The organism is Streptomyces sp. L2 (assembly GCF_004124325.1).
Lineage (GTDB): Bacteria > Actinomycetota > Actinomycetes > Streptomycetales > Streptomycetaceae > Streptomyces.
Window position 1 is genome coordinate 4558291 of record NZ_QBDT01000001.1, and the last position, 20266, is coordinate 4578556.

Sequence of the window (20266 nt, forward strand, 5' to 3'; positions counted from 1 at the left end):
CCGGGAGCGCCACACAGCATGACTGAGCCTTCCCGGGGGGAGACCCCCGGAGCCCCTGCGCAGGACCGACTGACGCACATCGACGACGCGGGCGCGGCCCGCATGGTCGACGTGTCCGGCAAGGACGTCACCGCGCGCACCGCCCGCGCGAGCGGCCGGGTCCTCGTCTCGCCCCGGGTGGTCGAGCTGCTGCGCGGCGAGGGGATGCCCAAGGGCGACGCCCTGGCCACCGCGCGCATCGCGGGCATCATGGGGGCCAAGCGGACACCGGATCTGATCCCGCTGTGCCACCCGTTGTCGGTGTCCGGTGTGAAACTGGACCTGTCGGTCGCGGACGACGCCGTGGAGATCCGGGCCACTGTGAAGACGACGGACCGTACGGGCGTCGAGATGGAGGCCCTCACCGCGGTGAGCGTCGCCGCGCTCACCGTGATCGACATGGTCAAGGCGGTCGACAAGGGAGCGGTCATCACGGACGTACGGGTGGAGGAGAAGACGGGCGGCAAGTCGGGCGACTGGAGCCGGGCATGACACAGGACGCGTCGGCCGGGGGCACGGACCGCCGCGCCCTGGTGGTGACGGCCTCCAACCGGGCCGCCGCCGGGGTCTACGAGGACCGCGGCGGCCCGCTGATCGCCGACGCCCTGAAGCGCTTCGGGTTCGCCGTGGACGGCCCCCGGGTCGTGCCCGACGGCGACCCCGTGGAGGCCGCCCTGCGCGCCGCCGTGGAGGCGGGCTACGACGTGGTCGTCACCACCGGCGGCACGGGCATCTCGCCCACCGACCGCACCCCGGAGGCCACCTGCGCGGTCCTGGACCGGGAGGTGCCGGGCATCGCGGAGGCGATCCGCGCGTACGGCCGCGACAAGGTGCCGACCGCCGCGCTCTCCCGGGGCCTGGCCGGGGTGGCCGGCGGCACGCTGATCGTCAACCTGCCCGGGTCCACCGGCGGGGTCCGCGACGGCCTCGCCGTCCTGGAGCCGCTGCTGGTCCATGCCGTCGAGCAGATCCGCGGCGGGGACCACCCCGGGCCCGGCACCGGGGGTGCGAGCTGAACACCCCCTCCTGGCCGGTCGTGCTGGCGGACGCGGGAGTCGTCCTCCGGCCGATAAGGCTGCGCGACCAGCGGGTCTGGCGCGAGGTGAACCGGCGCAACCGGGACTGGCTGCGCCCCTGGGAGGCGACGATCCCGCCGCCCACGCCGAGCGGGCCGATCGCGCACCGGCCGACCTACCGCCAGATGGTCCGCCACCTGCGCTCGGAGGCCAACTCCGGCCGGATGCTGCCCTTCGTCATCGAGTACGAGGGGCGGCTGGTCGGCCAGTTGACGGTCGCCGGGATCACCTGGGGGTCGATGTGCTCCGGGCACGTCGGCTACTGGGTGGACGAGTCGGTGGCCGGGCGCGGGGTGATGCCGACGGCCGTCGCGCTCGCCGTGGACCACTGTTTCCGTGCCGTCGGGCTGCACCGCATCGAGGTCTGCATTCGCCCCGAGAACCGGCCGAGCCGCCGGGTGGTGGAGAAACTCGGATTCCGCGAGGAGGGGCTGCGGCCGCGCTATCTGCACATCGACGGTGCCTGGCGCGACCACATGGTCTTCGCGCTCACCGCGGAAGAGGTGCCCGACGGTTTGCTCACCCGCTGGCAGCGGGCACGCTCCGAGAGGGCCGCGCGGCATACGAGCGGCAGGGCACCGGGCAATCCCGAGCAGCTCAAGTGACCCCGCTCTCGAATTGAATATGCGTTCGAAATTGATCGCCTGATGACCGTCTCTTGGCATTGAATTCGCGGGTTCGGGCAGTCCGCTGATCGCATCGGTCGCAAAAAAAGTTCGAAATATCAGCCAGATCGTGCGACACACCGGCCCAATTGGCAGATGGCCTCACGCAAACCCCTCTACCGTGTGAGGCGTGAGCAGCAGCGGCCTCATCTACGCAGTAATCGTCGGGGCCTGGGCCGCCTACTTGGTGCCGATGTGGCTCCGTAGGCAGGACGAGCTGAACGAGGCCCGTCCGACGGAACGCTTCAGCACCGCCATCCGGCTGCTGTCCGGACGGGCGGGTATGGAGCGCCGGTACGCCAAGGACCTGCGGACGCGCTCCGCCCAGGAGGGGGAGCCGGATTCCGGCGAACCGGGCGCGGTCACCGACTCGGTGGACGTCCGGGCCTTCGCCATGCGCCCGACCCGCCGTCAGGTACGGGCGGACGCGGACCTGCCTCCGGTTCGCCGTCAGGCGCGGGCGGACACGGATCTGCCTCCGGTTCGCCGTCAGGCGCGGGCGGACACGGATCTGCCTCCGGTTCGCCGTCAGGCGCGGGCGGACACGGATCTGCCTCCGGTTCGCCGTCAGGCGCGGGCGGACACGGATCTGCCTCCGGCTCGCCGTCAGGCGCGGGCGGACACCGACCCCAAGGGGTCCGCGCGCCCGGAGCCGGCCCAGGACGAGACCGGCGCCCCGGCGCCGGCGGCCCCTCAAGCCCCGTCCGTCCCGGCGCAGCAGCGCGGGCCGACCCCGCGGCGCGCGCCCTCGGCGCAGTCGGCGGCAGCACGCGCCCGGCGCTCGAAGGTGCTCGCGCGCCGTCGGCGTACCACCGTGCTGCTCTTCCTCGGCTTCACGGTCGGCGCGGTCGTCGCCGCCGTCGGCGGACTCGCCTTCCTCTGGGCGCCCGGCGTCCCCGCCGCCCTGCTCAGCGCGTACATCGTCTACCTGCGCTCCCAGGAGCGCCGCCGCTTCGCCTACCAGATGGACCGCCGCCGCGCCGAGGTCGCGGCCCAGCGGCTGCGCGAGCGCCAGCCGCGCCGGCGCACGGCCGCGGCCGCGGCCGTCGAGGCGGAACTCGGCGCCGACGAACCGGACGAGGGCCCAGCCACCGAGACCCACCACACCGGCACCGGCATGTCCGCGCTCGCCGCCGACCGCCGCGCCCTCGTCGAGCAGACCGACCACGCCGAGTGGGTCGACCAGCAGCGCGAGCGGCAGCGCCGGCCCGGCCACGGCGACAGCTGGGACCCGGTACCGGTGCCGCTGCCGACGTACGTGACCGCGCCGGTCGCCCCGCGCGCCACCTCCGACGTCGACCTCGGCGCGCCCGGCACCTGGAGCTCGGCCCGCTCCAGCGCGGTCATCCCGGAACAGGACGCGGCGGCGCCGCCCGCGGCAGAGCAGCCCGCCGCCTCCGCCGCCGAGGACCGCCCGGCGGACGGCCTCCCGCACGCCCGCACCCGCCCTCGCGGCGGCGCCTCCTCCGCGTCCCCGGCCGCCTCGGCCCGCCGCTCACGCGAGCGCGGCCGTACCCCCCTCTTCGACCAGTACGAGGACGGCGACCGCCCCCGCGCCGCCAACGAGTGACCCCGGTCACGGCCCCCGCATCCCGCCCCTGACCAGTCCGCCAACGGATTTCCGAGCACTGTCCCCGGGATGCTAGAGTTTCACTCGTTGCAAGGGCCTGTGGCGCAGTCCGGTAGCGCACCTCGTTCGCATCGAGGGGGCCAGGGGTTCAAATCCCCTCAGGTCCACGCACATGAGATCCCGTCCGATCGCAAGATCGGGCGGGATCTTCGTATGTCGAGGTCTTCGTATGTCGGGGGCTTTGCATGTCGGGATCTTCGGAGGTGCCGGGGATCGTCACGACACGGTGGCCGGGCTCTCCGGGGCGGGTTCCTCGGGTGCCGGGTGGTTCGGGGTGCTGGTCGTGGTGGCGGTGCGCAGGGCCGCTTCGACTCGGCGGTTGTTGGTCATGGATGCCGTGACGGCCGTCATCGCGAGGAGGAGGCCGGCGGCGGTGTAGAGCGGTGTGCGGATGTCGTAGCCGGTGGCCAGCCAGCCGCCGAGGAAGGCCCCGAGGGGGGCGGCGCACATGGCCAGCATGCGGGAGGTGGAGGCGACCCGGCCCATGAGGTGGGGCGGGACGACGGCCTGCCGGAGGGAGGGGCCGAGCACCATCGTGGCGCCCATGGCGGCTCCGCAGACGGCGAGCGCCAGCCCGGCCGCGTACGGGTTCGGGGCAGCGGCGAGGCCCAGGATGGCGAGCCCCTCGACGGCGGCCGTGCAGGTCAGTGCCGTGCCGGTGCCGAGTCGTCGGCCGAGCCGGGAGGCGATGCCCGCGCCGAGCAGGCCGCCGGTGGCCTCCGCCGTGAGGAGCAGGCCGAAGCCGTAGGTGTCGATGCCGAGGCGGTCGTGCGCGAAGAGGGCGAGGACGGTCTCCACCGCGAGGAAGGCGATGTTCCCGACCGCCGGGCGGAGCGCGAGCCCGAGCAGCAGCCGGTCCCGGAAGACGTACGAGGCCCCGGCGCGCGCCTGCCGGAGCAGCGACTCCCGGACCTCCGGCACGGGCCGGGGGGTGGCGGGAAGCGACCGTACGAGTAGCGCGGAGAGCAGGAACGACACCGCGTCGGTGAGCAGCGGAACCGACCGTCCGAGTGCGAGCAGCGCACTGCCCGCGGGTGGCCCCGCGAAGCCGGACATGGCGGTCTGGGCTCCGCGCAGACGCGAGTTGGCCCGCTCCAGGAGCTCGGGGTCGCGGCCGAGCAGCTCCGGCAGATAGGCCGTGGCGGCCGTGTCGAAGAAGAGTCCACCGAGGCCGAGCAGGAAGGCGACGGCCGTGAGCAGCGGAATGCTCAGGCCGTCGAGCGCCGCGGCCGCCGCGGGTATCGCGAGCAGCACCGCACGCGCCGCGTCCATGACCCACATCGTGCGCCGGCGGTCCCAGCGGTCCACCAGTGCGCCGCCGAGCACCCCGAAGAGCAGCCACGGCAGCGTCCCGGCGGCCGTGACGACGGCGAGCGCCATGGGATCCCGCGTCAGCGCCAGCGCGAGCAGCGGCAGCGCGGCGTGCGACACCCCGTCACCGAGTGAGGACACCGTCTGCGCGGTCCACAGGCGTGCGAACCCGGTCGGCAACTTCCCGGGAGTGGAGGTCACTTGGCGTCCCCCTCGGTCCGCCCGCGCGATGCCGGGTGGAACAGCGCGAAGACGAGTGACGTGTCCGGCAGGGACGGATCGGACAGCTCCCGGTACTCGTCCGCCAGCGCGTGCAGCCGGGCCTTCAGCTCCGCGAACTGCTCGTCGGTGAGCCGCAGATGCGCCATCCGTACGAGCCGGTCGGCATCCGCCAGCGACTCCTCCAGGTCCGCGACCGCGTGCCGCATCAGCACGTCCGGCCCGCCCTCGCCCGGGTCCGGCAGCACGATGGACCGCGCGGCCATCGCGTAGTACCGCTCGGTGACACCCCGCACCTTCCGCGTCCGTACGACCTTCACCAGGCCGGCCCGCTCCAGCAGCCGCACGTGGTAGCTGGAACTCCCCTTCGCGAGGCCCACGCGCTCGGCGATCTGCGTGATCGTCGCCGGCTCGAAACGCAGCACGGCCATGATCCGGTGGCGCGTCAGATTGGAGACGGCGCGCAGTTGTTCGTCCGTCGTGACGTGAAACGTCTCGGGGGGATCAGGGAGATCCGGGAGATCAGGGAGATCGTCGGTCGGCATGCGAGTAATGGTCAACGATTCTTGACCATTGCGCAAGGGGATGGGCGCGAGTCGCGCGACCGGCACGGCGAGGCCCCCGCCGGGCCGGTCGGCCGGACGGGGGCTTCACCGGTGGTGGGGTGTCAGGGGTTGATCGTGCCCAGGAACTCGGTCGCCGAGGTGAGGAACGTGTTCTTGGACGGGGTGGCGAAGAGGATGTCCAGGTGGGTCATCGACTCGTCCGTGGTGACGTCCACGCGGGGGATGCGGGTGTCGGAGGCCAGGTCGCGGGCGGCCTGGCCGGCCGTGCCGTGGGTGAGGTCGGACTGGAAGACGTAGAGCGGGATGTCGATGTCCTTGGTGTGGAACAGGCGCAGGCCCTGGGCGCGGGCCACCGCGTCGTCGGTGAAGGCGGCGCCGGCGAAGTAGTCGAGGGCCAGGCGGTTGGGGGAGTACCACTCCCAGGCCGCGAGCTGCGGGTCGGCGAACGCGCGGGCGACCGAGGCGAGCGGGGTCTTGCCGTCGTCGACCCAGTCGCCCTGGTCGTCGAGGTGGCCGGAGTGCACGGAGTAGCCGGGCAGCGGGGCGTGCTGGTCCACCATCCAGCCGAGCAGCCCGGCGTTGGTGACGGGCCGGTCGGGGCGGTGGGCGGCGGGCACCTTGTCGGCGAGGACGGACGGGCCGTGCGGGTCCTGCAGGGCCCACTTGGCGGCCAGCTGGTACCACAGGGCGGCGCCCTCGGGGGAGTCGCCGAAGCCGGTGTAGACGCTGGTGGCGTTGTCGAAGACGGCGCCGTCGGTGATCTGCTGCCGCCAGGTGTCCTCCTGGTCCTTGGTGAGGCTGAAGTCGATGCCGGCGCCGCTGAGCGCGTTGCGCACGCCGCCGTCGATGACCATCAGGCCGGACAGGTCCCGGTAGCCGGGGGTGCCGTCGAAGTCCCAGGCCGCGTAGTCGAGTACGGCGGTGGCGCCCAGCGAGTGACCCCCCAGGATCACCTTGCGGCGGCCGTCGTCGGAGGCCCGCTTCACCACCCGGCGGACGTCGTTCAGCTCGGTCGCCAGGCCCCAGTCGGCCTCGTACGAGGCGGTGGCGGAGGTCTGGGCGCGGTAGCGGCCGGAGAGGTAGTAGTCGGTCGCGGAGGCCGCGTCGCCCTTGAAGCCGCTGAGGTCGGCCAGGCCCTGTTCGCGGCGGTCGATCACCCACACCTGGAGTCCGGGCACGGTGCGGGACAGGTGCTCGGCGTCCTGGCGCAGGCCGCCCGCTGCCTCGCCCCGGCCGGGGATCAGCACCAGGACCCGGCCGGCGTCGGCGGGGCCGACCTCCAGCACGTGCAGTTCCTTGGTGCTCTTGGGGCCGGGGGCGGGGCTGGCGGGGACGGTGACGACCTTCTCGTGCCAGCGGCCGTGCGAGGCGGCGGTGGCGTGCGGGGTGGCCGAGGCGGTCTGGGCCGACAGGGCGACCAGGAGGGAGGCGGCAGCCGTCACGGTGGCGGTGCGCAGACGGGAGGTGCGCTGGGCGGGCATGGTTCCTCGTTCCGTTCCGGGGTGGGCGGGTTGGGCAGGGCGGGGTGGGGGTGACGGGAGTGTTCCCGGCGACGGCTGTGCCGCCTCCTGCTCCGTGGCTTGATCCTGTCAGTTATCAGAGGTCTTATGCAAGAGGTCTGATACAACTGAGGGTATGGATTCCGCACGGAGAGCACAGTCGTCCCCGAGTGGGACCGGAGCCCCCCACAGCCCCGTCACCCGCGTCCCCCGGAGCCGCCGGAACCGCCGCCCGGCGGCCCCGCTAGGCCGCCTTCACCGGGTCCAGACCCAGCCGGTCGAAGACCTGCTTCGCCACCGCCAGCGCGGCGTTCGCGCGCGGGTGCCCGACGATCAGACTGAGGTGGAACATCGTCTCCACGATCTCCCGCGGCGAGGTGCCGAGCGACAGCGCGGCCTCCAGGTGCCGCTCCAGCTGCCCGTCCAGACCGCCCAGCGAGGTCAGCGCGATGACGTTCACGACTTCGCGGCGCCGCTGGTCGATCGCCTCACGGCCGTACACGTCACCGAAGCAGGCCTCGACCAGGTACCGCGAGTAGTCGGGGCTGAGGGTGTCGAGGTAGGCCACCGTCTGCTCGGTCGCCTCGGCGCCGTAGGCGTTGGTGAGCAGTTCGATGCCGCGGTCGTAGCGGGCGGTGCCGGACTGGGCGGGCTGGTCGGCCTGCGGGGCCTGGGCGGTCGCGGTGGTCTCGGTCGTCTGCGTGGTCATGGGGTCGTCCTCCTGGGTGCGGTGACGCGTGCGTCGGGCAAGGGCAAGGGCAAGCGCATGGGGAAGGGAGCTGTGGTGGAGCCTGCGGACGGTCTCGCCGTACGGCCGTCCGGTGCCGGCTGCGAGACCAAGCCTGCCCGGAGGGGTAGGGGTTCAGGGAGTACCCCGGTCTGCCTGGGAACCCCTCGCCCGGTCATCGCCGACCTGGTTCTCGCAGGCCCCCCTTCAGCCATGTCGGACCGGGTGGGAGTCGACTCATGATGAACTTCATGGACCGAGGCCGAGAACTCTCCGAATTCCTGCGCACCCGGCGCGAACGCCTGCAGCCGGAGGACGTCGGGCTGCCCCGCACCGGCCGGCGCCGCGCCGCCGGGCTGCGCCGCTCGGAGGTGGCCCAGCTCTCCGGCGTGAGCGTCGACTACTACGTGCGCATCGAGCAGGGCAGGGGCCGTAACCCCTCCCCGGAGGTGCTCACCGCGATCGGCCGGGCGCTCCGCCTCGACGAGCACGAACTGCGCCACCTGCTCACCCTGGCCGACGCCCCGGTCCCCGCCCCGCGCGGGCGGCAGCGGACCGAGGAACGGGTACGGCCCGGTGTGCAGCGGCTGCTGGAGGCGCTGTCGCAGACGACGCCCGCGCTGGTACTGGGCCACCGGATGGACGTGCTCGCCTTCAACCCCCTGGCCGCCGCCCTGCTCAAGGACGTCGGCGCTCTCGTGCCCGGCCGGCGGAACATGCTGCGGACCGTCTTCCTCGATCCGCGCTCGCGCACGTTCTACCGGGAGTGGGACCGCATCGCCCGTGAGTCCATCGCCCGGCTGCGGGTGATCTGCGGCGCCTACCCCGACGATCCGCAACTCGCCGCCCTCGTCGGTGAACTCGCCGTCAAGAGCGAGGAGTTCCGGCAGCTGTGGTCGCGCTACGACGTGAGCGGAAAGCTGTTCGGCCGCAAGGAGTTCCAGCACTCGGACGTCGGCCCGCTCACCCTCGACTTCGAGGCGCTCACCCTCCCCGACGGCGCCGACCAGCAACTGGTCACGTACACGGCGGAGCCGGGCAGCGACTCGGCCCAGGGGCTGCGGCTGCTCGCCGTGGTCGCCGCCGAGCTGGTGGTGGACGTGCGCGAGGAGCGGGGGGAGCGGGAGGAGCGGGAGGTGGCGGGCGGCTGAGGGCGGTGCCCCGGCCGAGCGCGGTACGACGAGACCGGCGCCGGTGGACCTGGTAAGTCCACCGGCGCCGGTCTCGTCGTACGGCGTCGTCGTGCGCGTCGTGCGCGTCGTCCGCTCAGACGGTGATCTCCTCCTTCTCGCTCACCGCCGGCTGCTCGGCCACCGCGACCGTGGGCTGCGGGCGCGGGCGCAGCAGGCGGGCGATCGGGGCGGCGCTGAGCAGGCAGATGCCGCTGAGCACCCACAGGGTCAGGTGCAGGGCGCCGGTGTAGCCGCCGGCGAGGAAGGAGGTGAAGGCGTCGCGGTCCGCGCGCGGGGCGAGGGACAGCGCGCCGGACAGGTCGCCGCCGACCAGCTTGTCGGCGAGGCTGCCGCTGTCCGCCGTGGTGAAGCGGCCGGCGCCGGACGAGAGCCGGTTGCCGGTGGAGGTGACCAGGAAGGCGCTCATGATGACGATCGCCAGGGTCTCCCCGGAGAGCCGCATGGTGTTGAACATGCCCGCGGCCATGCCGGCCCGCTCCGGCTCCACCGACGACACGGCGGCCGCGTCGAGCAGTCCGGCGGAGACGCCCATGCCGCTGCCGATGAGCAGCAGCGGGCCCGCGAGGACGGCGGTGGAGACGCCCGGGTGGATCACGGTGAGCCACGCGGTGCCGCCCGCCATCAGCAGCAGGCTCAGGCCGAGCAGCACCCGGGCCGGGATCCGCTGGGCCAGGTGGCCGGCGACGGCGGGGAGCAGCAGCACCGGCAGGGTGAGCGCCATCATCGTCACACCGACGCGGGTGGTGCTGTAGCCGCCGGCGGTGACGAACCAGGACGGCAGCAGGACCAGCAGGCTGACGAAGCCGAAGGCGAGGACGACCGGCATCAGGCAGACGGCGACGAAGGAGCGGTTGCGGAACAGGGTGAGGTCGAACATCGGGTCCCGGCGCCGGCGCTCCACGACGGCGAACGCGGCCAGCAGGACGACGCTGCCGACGATCATCGCGGGTACGACGCCGCCGCTCAGCCAGCCGGTCTGCGGACCCTCGACCAGGGCGAAGGTAAGCAGGAACAGGGCGCCGGTGAAGGTGAGGGTGCCGGGCCAGTCGACGCGGCCGCCCGCGGGTGCCTGGTGCTCGCCCGGCATCAGCGGGATGGCGAGCATCGCGACGGCGGTCACGGCGAGGTGGGACAGGAACACGCCGCGCCAGCCGAAGCCGCTGACGAGGAGGCCGGCTGTGGACGGGCCGAGGGCGAGTCCGGCGCCGAAGGCTGAGCCGAGGATGCCGAACGCCCGGCCGAGGGCGGGGCCTTCGAACACGGTGGCCAGCATGGCGCTGCCGGAGGTGAGGACGGCGGCGGCGCCGACGCCGGCCAGGGCGCGGGCGGCGTCGAGCAGGTAGATGTTTCCGGCGAGTGCGCTGATCAGGGAGCAGAGGGCGAACAGGGCGGTGCCGAAGGTGAACATGCGGCGGCGGCCGAAGCGGTCGGCGAGGGAGCCGGTGGCGAGCATGAACGCGCCGAAGGTGAGGTTGTAGGCGTTGACGACCCACTGGAGGGTGGCGAGGGAGGGGGTGAGGGCGTGGCCTATGCCGGGGAGGGCTACGGAGGAGCCGGTGAGGGAGGCGGGGAGGATGCCTCCGGCCAGGCAGACTGAGGTGAGGATCAGTCCCTTGCGCATGTGGTTGCTCCTTGTTCGGGGTCGGGTGCGCCTAGGGGGGGGATGGGGGTGTGCTGGGTGCGCGGGTGCGGGTGTGTGGTGGGTTTTTGCGCAGTTCCCCGCGCCCTTTGGGGGTGCCCCGTGGGCGGTGTCTGCGGGTGCGGGGGCGTCGTGGTTGCTCGCGCAGTTCCCCGCGCCCCTTTGGGGCGCTGGCCCCTGGGGCGTCGTTTGCGGGTGCGGGTGCGGGTGCGTCGTGGTTGCTCGCGCCCGCGCGGCGGAGCCGCATATCGATACAGTCCCGCGCCCCTTGGGGGGCGCGTTGGGGCGGGTCGGGGTCAGTCCGTTTCTGGTTGGGCTACTGACCAGGCGAAGGGGTCCTGGTCGGCCGGGTCCTCGGAGGGCGGGGCCGGATGGGGCTGGAAGGCGTGGGTTATCAGGGTCGTCAGGGAGGCGGGGGAGCAGCCGCCTGGGCCGGTTTGGCGGACGAAGCGGACCTGGGCGTCATAGGGGGCCGGTTCGTCCAGGAGGAGCGGGGGGCGCAGGGGGGCCGGGGTGCGGGCGATGACGAGGTCGGAGTCGTCGAAGAAGCGGAGGCCGCGGGCGCGCAGGTCCTCGGGGAGCCAGTCGAGTTGGGGGATGCCCAGTTCCCCTATGCCGCCGGTGCCCTCGGGGAACGTGGCCAGGGAGCGCAGCTCGGGCGGGGCCTGGGACATCTCCTCCTGGGTGACGGTGACACCGGCCTCGCGTTCACCGAGCACGATCAGGACGGGGTCGCCGCGGTCGAACCGGGCGGTGATCTCCCTCAGCTCCTCAGGACTGGGCCACAGCCCCGTCGGCGTCCACTGGGTCAGGCTCTGCCACTGCCACTTCAGGCGGGGCGCGCCCTCGAAGACGACGAGCGCGTTGCCGACGGCAAGGGTGGTGGACTGCTGCATGGCGCTTGCCTTTCTGTCGCTGCTGGTGTGCGGGCCTGTGCTGTGCGTGCCGTCCACGCCCGCAGGGCCCACGGGGGGAGCGTGGGCCCTGCGGGGTGGGGCGCCCCGGGGGAGGGGGCGGGTCAGACGAGTTCCTTGTCCTTCGCCGGGGCCTCGGCGGCGTCCTGGGCGGAGGTGACCACGGCGGAGGCGGTGGCCGGCTTCTTCTCCCGCAGGAGGGCGAAGATGCCCACCGCGCCCACCGCGCAGACCGCGGCCAGCAGCCACAGCGCGGAGTGCAGGGCGCTGGTGTAGCCGCCGGAGGCGAAGGTCTCGAAGGCGCCGCGGGCGCCGGAGCCGACCTTGCCGGCCTCGCTCGGCAGTGTGCCCTGGACCAGGGTGTTGGCGAGGGAGGACGCGGAGCCGTCGTAGGCGCCGGAGAACCGGCCGATGCCGCCGGAGACCTCGTTCTGCGTGAAGGAGACCAGCAGCGAGCCCATCGCGGCGATGGCGACGACCTCACCGGCCAGGCGCATGGTGTTGAACATGCCCGCGGCCATGCCGGCCCGCTCGGCCTCGACGGTGGAGACGGCCGCGCCGTCCAGGATGCCCAGCGAGATGCCGAAGCCGACGCCGATGGTGATCAGCGGGCCGGCGAGCAGCGCCATGGAGGCGTGCGGCGCGATGACCGTCAGCCAGGCCGCGCCGATGGCGGTGACCAGCAGGGACAGGGTCATCAGGGCGCGGTTGGACAGGTACTTGGTGAGGGTGCCGGCGATCATCGGCAGGAACAGGGTGGGCACGGTCAGGAAGAGCAGGATCAGACCGGCCGTGGAGGCGGACACGCCGTCCACCGACATGAAGTACGACGGCAGGAACATCAGGACGGCGGTGAAGCCGAAGGCGAGGACCACCGGGACCAGCGAGACGGACACGAAGCGCGGGTTGGCGAACAGCGTGATGTCGAACATCGGGCGGGCCTGGCGCTTCTCGACCACCGCGAAGGCGGCCAGCAGGACGGCGCAGCCGATCAGCGAGCCGATGATGACCGGGTTGCCCCAGCCCCACTGCGGGCCCTGCACCAGCGCGAGGATGAACAGGAACAGGCTCGCGGTGAAGGTGAGCGTGCCGGGCCAGTCCACCTTGCCGGCCTCGCCGGCCTTGGACTCCTTGATGTGACGTACGAGGAAGAGGAGTACGGCGGTGCCGACGGCCGCGTGGCTGAGGAACATGCCGCGCCAGCCGAGGGTGTTGACCTCGAAGCCGGAGAGCACCGGGCCGAAGGAGATGCCCACGCCGAAGGCCGTGCCGAGGACGGCGAACGCCTTGGCCCTGGCCTGGCCCTGGAAGGTCTGGGCGAGGATCGCGGAGCCCGCGGTGAGCACGCCCGCCGCGCCGACGCCGGCGACGGCCCGCAGGATGTCGAGGACGAGGACGTTGGGGGAGAAGGCCGCGAGCAGCGCGGTCAGCGTGAAGATGATGAGCCCGCCGCGGAACATCCGCTTGCGGCCGAAGAGGTCGGCGAGCGAGCCGGCCGCCAGCATCAGGCTGGCGAAGGTGAGGTCGTAGCCGTTGACGACCCACTGGGCGGCGGGCAGCGAGCTGCCGAGGTCGTCGCTGATGCCGGGCAGCGCCACGGAGGCGCCGGTGAGGGAGATGGGGAGCAGGGCGCCGGCGAAGACAACGGCGGCGAGAACGGCTCCCGTACGGGTGCGGGGTGTGCGCTCCGTGGAGGCGCGAGTGGACATGGGAAGGCACTCCTTCGTAGCTCTGCGAGAGGGATCTGTCGATCTCGTCCAGCCGAGGCCGGTACGAGGAGTCTGGCATGTATCAGTGTTCTGATGCAAGCAAGTAGGCGATATTCGGGTTCGAGTGTCCGTCGAGCAGGGCTCTTTGCATAAGGCGTATACGTATTTGCATCAGAGTTCTGATACTGTGGGCCGGTCCCCGCGGCCGAGCGAAGGAGGCATCATGGCCGTGACCGTCATCGGACTCGCCGGCCGGTTCCCGCTGTACGGGGCCGAGCGGTTCGACGCGGAGTTCTTCGGGGTACGGGCCGCGCGGGCCCGGACCCTCGACCCCCAGCACCGGGCGCTGCTGACCTGTCTGTGGCAGGCCCTGGACAGCGCCGGACCACCCCTGGGGCCCGCCGTACGCGTCGGCGTCTTCGTCGCCGCCGCCCCGAGCGGGTACCTGGAGCACCGGCTGGCCAAGGACCCGGTGCTCGGCGCGCGCGGGCTCGATCCCCGGCTGCTGCTCGACAACGACCGCGACTACCTGGCGACCCGGGCCGGCCTGTGGCTGACCGGGCGCGGCGCACGCGTGACCGTCGAGCACAGCGCTCCGGACGCCCTCGCCGCACTGCGCGCCGCACGCGCCGCCCTGGAGGCCGGCGAATGCGACCTCGCGGTGACCGGCGCGGTCCGCATCGACATCGCACCCGACGGAACGCCGTCGTCGGCGCCTTCGCCTTCGCCCTCGTCGGCGTCGGTGCCCGTGACCGCGCCTGTGACTGCGCCCGGTCACGCCGACGGCTGCGGTGTCGTGCTCCTGCAACGCGAGGAGGACGCCCGCCGCGAGGGCGCACCCCTGCTGGCCCTCCTCCGCGAGCAGCTGCCGCACACCCTGCACGGCACCGACACCGGCGCCGACACCAGCACCGGCAGCGACGCCGGGGAGCGGGACGTGGCGGCCGGGATGGCGCGCCTGCTGGCCGAGGTAGCCGGGCTGGAGCGCGGGGAGCGCACCGAGGCCCGCCTCGTGCGCCTCGCGCCCCCCGCGCCGCCCCGGCCCAGCACTCCCGCCGGGCCCTGGCGGTTCGTGCTGTCGGCCCGGGAGCACGGGCTGTTGCGGCGGGCCGCCGAGGAACTGATCGGGGTGCTGCGGGCGCGGCCCGGGATCCGGGCCGACGATCTCGCCCGCACGCTGGCCGAACGAGAACGGCAGCGCGTCGCCGTCGAGTTCACGGCCCGCGACCTGGGTGAAGTGCGCGCGGCACTCACGGAGTTCCTCATCACCGGAACCGTGGAGGCCGACCCCGCACAGGGCACCCCCGACCCCGTCGCGCTGCGGCACGCCCGGCGCGTCACCCTCCCCCCGCGGCCACTCGACGAGACCCGGTACTGGGCCAGCCCCCTGCCGCTGCCCACCGGACCGCGACCCGCGCCCGAGGACGCGCCCATCGAGGTCCTGCGCACCCTGCGCACCCAGCTGGGAGACGGCGACCTCGGCATGCACGACGAGTTCGAAGCGGTCGGCGGCGATCCGGCACTCGCCGCCCAGGCCGCGGCCGCCCTCTCCGCCCGCTTCTCGGCCCCCCTCACCGGCCCCGACGTGCTCACCCTCGGCTCCGCCGCCCGGATCGCCGCCCACCTCGAACCCGACGCGCCCCGCGTGCCGCGCCGCGTGTCCGTGCTCACCCGGCTGCGGGCCGGCACCCCGGGCCGGGACGTCTTCCTCGTCCACCCGGCCGGCGGGAACGTCTTCTGCTACCACAACCTGCTGCGCCACAGCCGGGAACCGGGCACCGTGTGGGGCCTCGGCTTCCCCGTCGACCGGCTGCGCGAGCTGCGCACCGTGCCGGCGCTCACCCGGGCCTACGTGCAGGCGATCCGCCGGGTCCGGCCGCGCGGACCGTACCTGCTGGGCGGCTACTCCTTCGGCGGCGTCGTCGCCTTCGAGATGGCCCGCACCCTCCAGGCGCAGGGCGAGCGTGTCGACAACTTGCTGCTGATGGACGTACCGCAGCCGGTGACCCGCCCGCCGGCCGGTGAACGGGAGTTCCTGGCCGCCGTACCCGAACTCGCGCGCTGCGTCCTGAACCTGGAGCCCGCCGCCGTGGAGCCGCCCGCCGACTTCGACGCGGCCGTCGAACTGCTGCGGCGCCCCGAGTGGAGCGAGACCGTCGCCGAGGAGTACCGCAGGGTGCTGCGGATCCTCTGGCTCAACTACCGTGCGCTGTCCGGGTACCGCTGGCGCGACGACGGCGCGCTGCGGGCGCCGGCCACCCTGCTGCGGGCCGGGGAACCGACCCCGGCGCCGCTGCGCGGGCTGGGCGTGGAGACCGGGCGCACCGACCTGTGGGCCGAGCGGTTCGAACCGGCCCCGCGCCTGCTGGACGTGCCCGGCGACCACTACAGCATGTTCCACGACGCCGCCCACCTGCGCACGCTCGCCGCCCGCTTCGACGAGGCGCTGGCGCTGCGGCCGGTGGCGGTTTCCCCGGTCCGATGAGCGACACCCCGGCCCGCCCCGCCCCACGTGAGCATCCGACTTATCCCACCCCATAAAACGCAGGAGGCAGCAGATGACGTACGGCAGTGGCAGCGACGGTGGTGAGCGGGTCGCCCTGGTCTTTCCCGGGCAGGGCGCCCAGCGGCCCGCGATGGGCGAGCCCTGGCGGGACACCCCGTACTGGGGCGTGGTCGAGTCCTTGTCCGAGGCCGTCGGACGGGACCTCGCGGCGCTGCTCACGACGGCGGACGCGGAGGAGCTGCGCCGCACGGACAACGCCCAACTCGCCACGTTCACCCTGGAGATGGTCGTCCTCGCGGCGGTCCGGGACCGGGCCGGCGAGCTGCCCGTCGCCCGCACCGCCGGGCACAGCCTCGGCGAGTACAGCGCCCTGGTCGCGGCCGGGGTGCTCGGGGCCGAGGAGGCCGGGCGGGTGGTGGCCGAGCGGGGTGCCGCGATGGCGGACGCGGCGCGGCGGGCCCCCGGCACCATGGCGGTCCTGCTCGGCGGCGACACCGACGGGCTGCGCGCGCTGGTCGAGGAGGAGCGGGCGGCGGGCCGCCAGGTCTGGGTGGCCAACCTCAACGCGCCCGGCCAGACGGTGATCTCCGGGACGGTGGAGGGCGTGGACGCGGTCGCCGCGCGCGCCGGTGAGCAGGGGGCGCGGGTCGCCCGGATCCCCGTCGGCGGCGCCTTCCACAGCCCCCTGATGGACTCCGCCCAGCCCCGGCTGGCGGCGGCCTGGGCCGCGGTGACTCCGGGACCGGGCCGCGTGCCGGTGGTCACCAACGTCGACGGCACCGCGCACCGGGGACCCGACGTGGACTGGCGTGACCTGGCCGTACGGCAGCTGACGGCGCCCGTGCGGTGGGAGCACACGGTCCGCACCCTGGCCGACGCCGGGTGCACCCGCTTCGTCGAACTCGGTCCGGGCCAGGTGCTGACCGGGCTGGCTCGTCGTATCGCGCCCGCGGTGTCCACGGTGTCTGTATCCACTCCGGATCAACTCACCGCCGTGGGGAGAGAATTGGTCTCGGCCTGACCGTGCGCGGGGCCGGTTTCCCGCGACACGAAGGCGCCCCCGGTACGGCATCCGTACCGGGGGCGCCCGCATGTCGTCCGAGGCCGTCATACGGCGAGTCGCCGGCCCCCGTGCGTCCGTATGTGCCGGAGCAGTACGGGGTCGTCGCCGACCGCGACCGGGTGGCCGACCTGGGCCAGCAGGGGCAGGTCGGAGGAGTGGTCGCCGTAGGCGTGGCAGGCGGCGGGGGAGAGGCCGAGGCGGCCCATCAGGGAGCGGGCGGCGGTGCCCTTGGCGTCGCCGATCATCGGGGTCGCCAGCCGGCCGGTGTAGTGGCCGTCGGCGATCTCGGGCTCCGAGCAGAGCACGGTGTGGGCGCCGAGGGCGCGGGCCAGCGGGTCGAGGCAGGGCCGGAAGGAACCCGAGACCAGCACGGTGTGGTGTCCGGCCGCGAGGTGCCGGCGGAACGCCTCGACACCGGCCCGCTGCCAGAAGCCGGGCCGCGCGGACTCCGCCGCGAACCACTCCCGGCCGTGCCGCGCCACCTCCTCCGCCCGGTCCCCGGCGAACAGCCGGTAGAAGCGCCGATTGGACTCCTCCCGGGTGACCCCCTGCGCGGGCAGCCCGGCGAACTCCGCCGCCACCCCCTCGTACCGCCCGGACGGCTGCCCGGTCGCCGCCCAGTAGTACGCCAGGAAGCGGAACATGCTCTTGACGGTGACGAGGGTCTCATCGACGTCGAAGAAGGCACCGACGGGGGTGCCGGGTTCGCCAGGGCCGGGTTGGGGCGGGGGCGCCGATGCGGGTGCGGGCGCGGGTGGGGAGTAGAGCGCGGCCGCGGGCGCGGTGGGGGATGCGGTTGCCGAGGCGGCGAGGGACGCCGGTGCGGCGTCGGCGACCGAGGTGGTCGCGGCCGGGGCAGTGACGACAGGCGTAGTGGCCGACGCCCACGAGCTGATGGGAGCCGGACCGCCGACGCGTGCCGGCCTGTTGGCGGGCGTCGGCCTGCCGGTGGGAGTCGGCGCGTGGACCGGCGTCGGGGCGTGCACCGCCGCCGGCACTTCGGTGGGCTTCGGCACGTGGACCGGCGTAGGTGCATGAACCGGTGCGGACGTACCGGCTGCCGCAGAGTTCGCGGGCACAGGTGTAGGCATGGCTGGGTCCTCCTGGCGTTGGTGTGGGCTGGGCGGACTGACGCGCGCGGGTTCAGTGGCCCGTCGCGGGGTGGGAAGTGTGGCGCGGGTTCAGCGGCCGGGCGCCGGGCGGGAAGGTGGTTGCGGGTTCAGCGGCCCGTCGCGGGACGGAGAGTCTGGCGCGGGTTCAGCGGCCCGTTGCGGGGCGGGAAGTGTGGCGCGGGTTCAGCGGCCCGTTGCGGGGTGGGAAGTGTGGCGCGGGTTCAGCGGCCCGTTGCGGGGTGGGAAGTGCGGCGCGGGTTCAGCGGCCCGTCGCGGGGTGGGAAGTGTGGCGCGGGTTCAGCGGCCCGTTGCGGGGTGGGAAGTGCGGCGCGGGTTCAGCGGCCCGGCGCCGGGCGGGAAGGTGGTTGCGGGTTCAGCGGCCCGTCGCGGGCCGGGGAGTCGGGGACGGGTTCGGGTGCCCTTCGCTCGGCGGAGACACCGGGGCGGCTCAGTGGCCCATGCCGAGGCCGCCGTCGACCGGGAGGATCGCGCCGGTGACGTAGCCGGCGCGGTCGCTCGCGAGGTAGCGGACCGCCTCCGCGACGTCCTCGGGGTCGGCGAGGCGGCCCAGCGGCACCTGGGCGGTGATGCCCGACAGGAACTCCTCGGAGAGCGCGGCGGTCATGTCGGTGCGGGCGTACCCGGGGGCGACGACGTTCGCGGTGATGCCGCGCGGGCCCAGCTCGCGGGCGAGGGAGCGGGCGAGGCCGACCAGACCCGCCTTGGAGGCCGCGTAGTTGGCCTGGCCGGCGTTGCCGCGCAGCCCGTTGACGGAGGAGATGAAGACGATACGGCCGCCCCGCGTGCGCAGCATCGAGCGCGCGGCGCGGCGGGCCACCCGGAAGGCGCCGGAGAGGTTGGTCTCCAGCACGGAGTCGAACTGCTCGTCGGCCATGGCCAGCGAGAGTCCGTCCTTGGTGATGCCGGCACTGGCGACGAGGACCTGCACGGGCCCGTGCGCCTCCTCCGCCTCCTTGAACGCGGCCTCGACGGACGCGCTGTCGGTGACGTCGCAGTGCACGCCGAGCAGGCCCTCGGGGGCCGGCCCGCTGCGGTGGGTGACGGCGACGCGGTCGCCGTCGGCGGCCAGGGCGCGGGCGATGGCCAGGCCCAGGCCGCGGTTTCCGCCGGTCACGAGGACGGAGCGGGACATGTCTGCCTCCAGTGGAGTCGGTGGGGCGGGGGTGTGCGGTCGGTGTGTGACGGGCCGGATTGGCGGAAACCTTGCGCCGCCCGGCTCTCGTGTGTAGCGTACTGCATCGAATCAGGGTTCTGATACAAATTCGAGGGCGGATATTCCGGCCGGATGTATGTCATCGGCGGACCGCCCGACACGGAACCCTCGGACCTGCAACGTCACCGGATGCGCGAGGAGTTGCCATGCCGCCCCTGACCGAGGGCACGGTCGACCAGCTGACCGGCATCGACGACCTGGAGTACCTGCGGACCGTCGACCGCACCCTGCTGCACCGCTGGGCGCTGAGCGAGGTCTTCCTCACCGACGCCCGGCGCGTCGACGACACCCGGTTCCTGGCCGCCGCCCAGCTGCCGCCGACGCACCCCTACTACACCGACCACCTGGTCCACGACGGCCGCGTGCCGGACCCGCTGCTGCTGATCGAGTGCTGCCGGCAGGCCGAGACGTACGCCGCCCACGTCTTCCACGACGTCCCCCGCGACGCCAAGTTCATCCTGCGCTCCTGGTCCTGGCGCGGCCTCGGCCCGGCGGCCGTGCTGCCGCCCGGACCGGCCCGCCTCGCCGTCCAGGTGTCCACCGTCCGGCCCCAGTACCGCGGCAGCGAACTGCGCGGCCTGGAGTACCACATGGACCTCTGGCTCGGCGGCGCCCCCGTCGGCGCCGTGCGGCTGGAGGCGAGCTATCTGTCGGCGCCGATGTACGAGGCCGCGCGCAGCCACGTCCGCGGCCGCACCCCGGCGCCCCGCTCCGACACGCACGTGGCGCCGGACGCCGGCCCCGAGGTCGCCCCGCACCTGGTGGGCCGTACCGACCCGCGCAACGTCGTGCTCGGCGACGCCCGGACCGACGGCCGGGGCGGCGCGACCGCCCGGCTGCGGGTGCCGGCCGACCACCCCAGCATGTTCGACCACCCGCTGGACCACGTGCCCGGCATGGTGCTGATGGAAGCCGCCCGCCAGCTCGCCCTGTTCACGGCGAACGACCGCCGCGGCTCCCTGTCCCGGCAGGCCGTCACCGCCTTCTCCGCCACCTTCACCACCTACGTCGAACTGGACGCGCCGGTCTCCCTGGAGGCCGTCCCGGTCGACGCGGACCCGGCCGGCGGCACCGCCGTACGCGTGTCGGTACGGCAGAACGGCGTCGAGGCCGCCGCCGTCACCGTCGAACTGGGCGACGCGCTGCCCGCCGGGGAGTGAGCGG

17 protein-coding genes and 1 tRNA gene are annotated in these 20266 nt (G+C 73.7%); 9 read left to right on the forward strand and 9 right to left on the reverse strand.

The genetic code is table 11. From position 1 onward, the window contains the following. Window positions 1-18 precede the first annotated feature (18 nt). The 5 genes from moaC (at window position 19) to DBP14_RS20390 (ending at window position 3517) form a co-directional block, all read left to right on the forward strand. Window positions 19-531, forward strand: a complete 513-nt coding sequence (gene moaC, locus DBP14_RS20370; protein WP_129308591.1) for a cyclic pyranopterin monophosphate synthase MoaC — start codon at window positions 19-21, stop codon at window positions 529-531. After that, window positions 528-1055, forward strand: coding sequence for a MogA/MoaB family molybdenum cofactor biosynthesis protein (locus DBP14_RS20375; RefSeq protein WP_129308592.1), 528 nt, complete (start codon window positions 528-530; stop codon window positions 1053-1055). The genes moaC and DBP14_RS20375 overlap by 4 nt, the downstream gene beginning before the upstream one ends. Before the next feature lie 20 nt (window positions 1056-1075). Beyond that, window positions 1076-1720: a GNAT family protein gene (locus tag DBP14_RS20380; RefSeq protein ID WP_129308593.1), complete on the forward strand. Its 645-nt coding sequence runs from the start codon at window positions 1076-1078 to the stop codon at window positions 1718-1720. A 190-nt stretch (window positions 1721-1910) separates the two neighbouring features. Beyond that, window positions 1911-3350 (forward strand): gephyrin-like molybdotransferase receptor GlpR, encoded by a 1440-nt coding sequence (glpR, locus tag DBP14_RS20385; protein ID WP_129308594.1) that lies wholly within the window; start codon window positions 1911-1913, stop codon window positions 3348-3350. A 93-nt stretch (window positions 3351-3443) separates the two neighbouring features. Continuing rightward, window positions 3444-3517 (forward strand) — tRNA-Ala (locus DBP14_RS20390). Window positions 3518-3626: 109 nt separating this feature from the next. On the opposite strand, the gene DBP14_RS20395 is transcribed toward DBP14_RS20390, so the two are convergent. From DBP14_RS20395 to DBP14_RS20410, 4 genes are all read right to left on the reverse strand, one after another. Further along, complete coding sequence (locus DBP14_RS20395) at window positions 3627-4922, reverse strand: MFS transporter (RefSeq protein ID WP_129308595.1); 1296 nt, start codon at window positions 4920-4922, stop codon at window positions 3627-3629. Next, the gene (locus tag DBP14_RS20400; RefSeq protein ID WP_129308596.1) at window positions 4919-5485 is read right to left on the reverse strand and encodes a winged helix-turn-helix domain-containing protein; all 567 of its coding nucleotides are present in this window, start codon (window positions 5483-5485) and stop codon (window positions 4919-4921) included. The genes DBP14_RS20395 and DBP14_RS20400 overlap by 4 nt, the downstream gene beginning before the upstream one ends. A gap of 122 nt (window positions 5486-5607) precedes the next feature. Continuing rightward, on the reverse strand, window positions 5608-6987 hold the full coding sequence (locus DBP14_RS20405; protein WP_129308597.1) for an alpha/beta hydrolase: 1380 nt from the start codon (window positions 6985-6987) through the stop codon (window positions 5608-5610). A gap of 262 nt (window positions 6988-7249) precedes the next feature. After that, window positions 7250-7714: a carboxymuconolactone decarboxylase family protein gene (locus DBP14_RS20410; protein ID WP_129308598.1), complete on the reverse strand. Its 465-nt coding sequence runs from the start codon at window positions 7712-7714 to the stop codon at window positions 7250-7252. Between the two features lie 269 nt (window positions 7715-7983). On the opposite strand from DBP14_RS20410, the gene DBP14_RS20415 reads away from it, so the two are divergent. Continuing rightward, window positions 7984-8883 (forward strand): helix-turn-helix transcriptional regulator, encoded by a 900-nt coding sequence (locus DBP14_RS20415; protein ID WP_129308599.1) that lies wholly within the window; start codon window positions 7984-7986, stop codon window positions 8881-8883. 115 nt (window positions 8884-8998) lie between these two features. Here the strand turns inward: DBP14_RS20415 and DBP14_RS20420 are convergent, their stop codons facing one another. The 3 genes from DBP14_RS20420 to DBP14_RS20430 all read right to left on the reverse strand — a co-directional run bounded on the left by DBP14_RS20420 (window position 8999) and on the right by DBP14_RS20430 (window position 13187). Beyond that, window positions 8999-10546 (reverse strand): MFS transporter, encoded by a 1548-nt coding sequence (locus tag DBP14_RS20420; protein ID WP_129308600.1) that lies wholly within the window; start codon window positions 10544-10546, stop codon window positions 8999-9001. A gap of 314 nt (window positions 10547-10860) precedes the next feature. Further along, on the reverse strand, window positions 10861-11460 hold the full coding sequence (locus tag DBP14_RS20425) for a hypothetical protein (protein ID WP_129308601.1): 600 nt from the start codon (window positions 11458-11460) through the stop codon (window positions 10861-10863). Between the two features lie 122 nt (window positions 11461-11582). Then, window positions 11583-13187, reverse strand: coding sequence for an MFS transporter (locus DBP14_RS20430; RefSeq protein ID WP_129308602.1), 1605 nt, complete (start codon window positions 13185-13187; stop codon window positions 11583-11585). 223 nt (window positions 13188-13410) lie between these two features. Between DBP14_RS20430 and DBP14_RS20435 the strand changes: the two genes are divergently transcribed. Together DBP14_RS20435 and DBP14_RS20440 are read left to right on the forward strand one after the other, a co-directional pair. Beyond that, window positions 13411-15672, forward strand: a complete 2262-nt coding sequence (locus tag DBP14_RS20435; RefSeq protein WP_129308603.1) for a thioesterase domain-containing protein — start codon at window positions 13411-13413, stop codon at window positions 15670-15672. Window positions 15673-15745: 73 nt separating this feature from the next. Next, on the forward strand, window positions 15746-16714 hold the full coding sequence (locus DBP14_RS20440; RefSeq protein ID WP_129308604.1) for an ACP S-malonyltransferase: 969 nt from the start codon (window positions 15746-15748) through the stop codon (window positions 16712-16714). A gap of 86 nt (window positions 16715-16800) precedes the next feature. Here DBP14_RS20440 and DBP14_RS20445 read toward each other — a convergent pair whose 3' ends face one another. After that, the gene (locus tag DBP14_RS20445; protein WP_129308605.1) at window positions 16801-17772 is read right to left on the reverse strand and encodes an HAD-IB family hydrolase; all 972 of its coding nucleotides are present in this window, start codon (window positions 17770-17772) and stop codon (window positions 16801-16803) included. Between the two features lie 544 nt (window positions 17773-18316). Continuing rightward, window positions 18317-19021 carry a 3-oxoacyl-ACP reductase FabG gene (gene fabG / locus DBP14_RS20450; RefSeq protein WP_129308606.1) on the reverse strand — a complete coding sequence of 235 codons (705 nt, stop codon included), beginning with the start codon at window positions 19019-19021 and terminating at the stop codon, window positions 18317-18319. A gap of 227 nt (window positions 19022-19248) precedes the next feature. On the opposite strand from fabG, the gene DBP14_RS20455 reads away from it, so the two are divergent. Further along, window positions 19249-20262 (forward strand): ScbA/BarX family gamma-butyrolactone biosynthesis protein, encoded by a 1014-nt coding sequence (locus DBP14_RS20455; protein ID WP_129308607.1) that lies wholly within the window; start codon window positions 19249-19251, stop codon window positions 20260-20262. Window positions 20263-20266: the final 4 nt, after the last annotated feature.

What these genes read in the sequence shown, in the direction of transcription:
- moaC (WP_129308591.1), top strand. Translation starts at nt 19, where the DNA reads ATGACTGAGCCTTCCCGGGGGGAGACCCCCGGAGCCCCTGCGCAGGAC.
- DBP14_RS20375 (WP_129308592.1), top strand. Translation starts at nt 528, where the DNA reads ATGACACAGGACGCGTCGGCCGGGGGCACGGACCGCCGCGCCCTGGTG.
- DBP14_RS20400 (WP_129308596.1), bottom strand. Translation starts at nt 5,485, where the DNA reads ATGCCGACCGACGATCTCCCTGATCTCCCGGATCTCCCTGATCCCCCC.
- DBP14_RS20405 (WP_129308597.1), bottom strand. Translation starts at nt 6,987, where the DNA reads ATGCCCGCCCAGCGCACCTCCCGTCTGCGCACCGCCACCGTGACGGCT.
- DBP14_RS20410 (WP_129308598.1), bottom strand. Translation starts at nt 7,714, where the DNA reads ATGACCACGCAGACGACCGAGACCACCGCGACCGCCCAGGCCCCGCAG.
- DBP14_RS20415 (WP_129308599.1), top strand. Translation starts at nt 7,984, where the DNA reads ATGGACCGAGGCCGAGAACTCTCCGAATTCCTGCGCACCCGGCGCGAA.
- DBP14_RS20420 (WP_129308600.1), bottom strand. Translation starts at nt 10,546, where the DNA reads ATGCGCAAGGGACTGATCCTCACCTCAGTCTGCCTGGCCGGAGGCATC.
- DBP14_RS20425 (WP_129308601.1), bottom strand. Translation starts at nt 11,460, where the DNA reads ATGCAGCAGTCCACCACCCTTGCCGTCGGCAACGCGCTCGTCGTCTTC.
- DBP14_RS20430 (WP_129308602.1), bottom strand. Translation starts at nt 13,187, where the DNA reads ATGTCCACTCGCGCCTCCACGGAGCGCACACCCCGCACCCGTACGGGA.
- DBP14_RS20435 (WP_129308603.1), top strand. Translation starts at nt 13,411, where the DNA reads ATGGCCGTGACCGTCATCGGACTCGCCGGCCGGTTCCCGCTGTACGGG.
- DBP14_RS20440 (WP_129308604.1), top strand. Translation starts at nt 15,746, where the DNA reads ATGACGTACGGCAGTGGCAGCGACGGTGGTGAGCGGGTCGCCCTGGTC.
- fabG (WP_129308606.1), bottom strand. Translation starts at nt 19,021, where the DNA reads ATGTCCCGCTCCGTCCTCGTGACCGGCGGAAACCGCGGCCTGGGCCTG.
- DBP14_RS20455 (WP_129308607.1), top strand. Translation starts at nt 19,249, where the DNA reads ATGCCGCCCCTGACCGAGGGCACGGTCGACCAGCTGACCGGCATCGAC.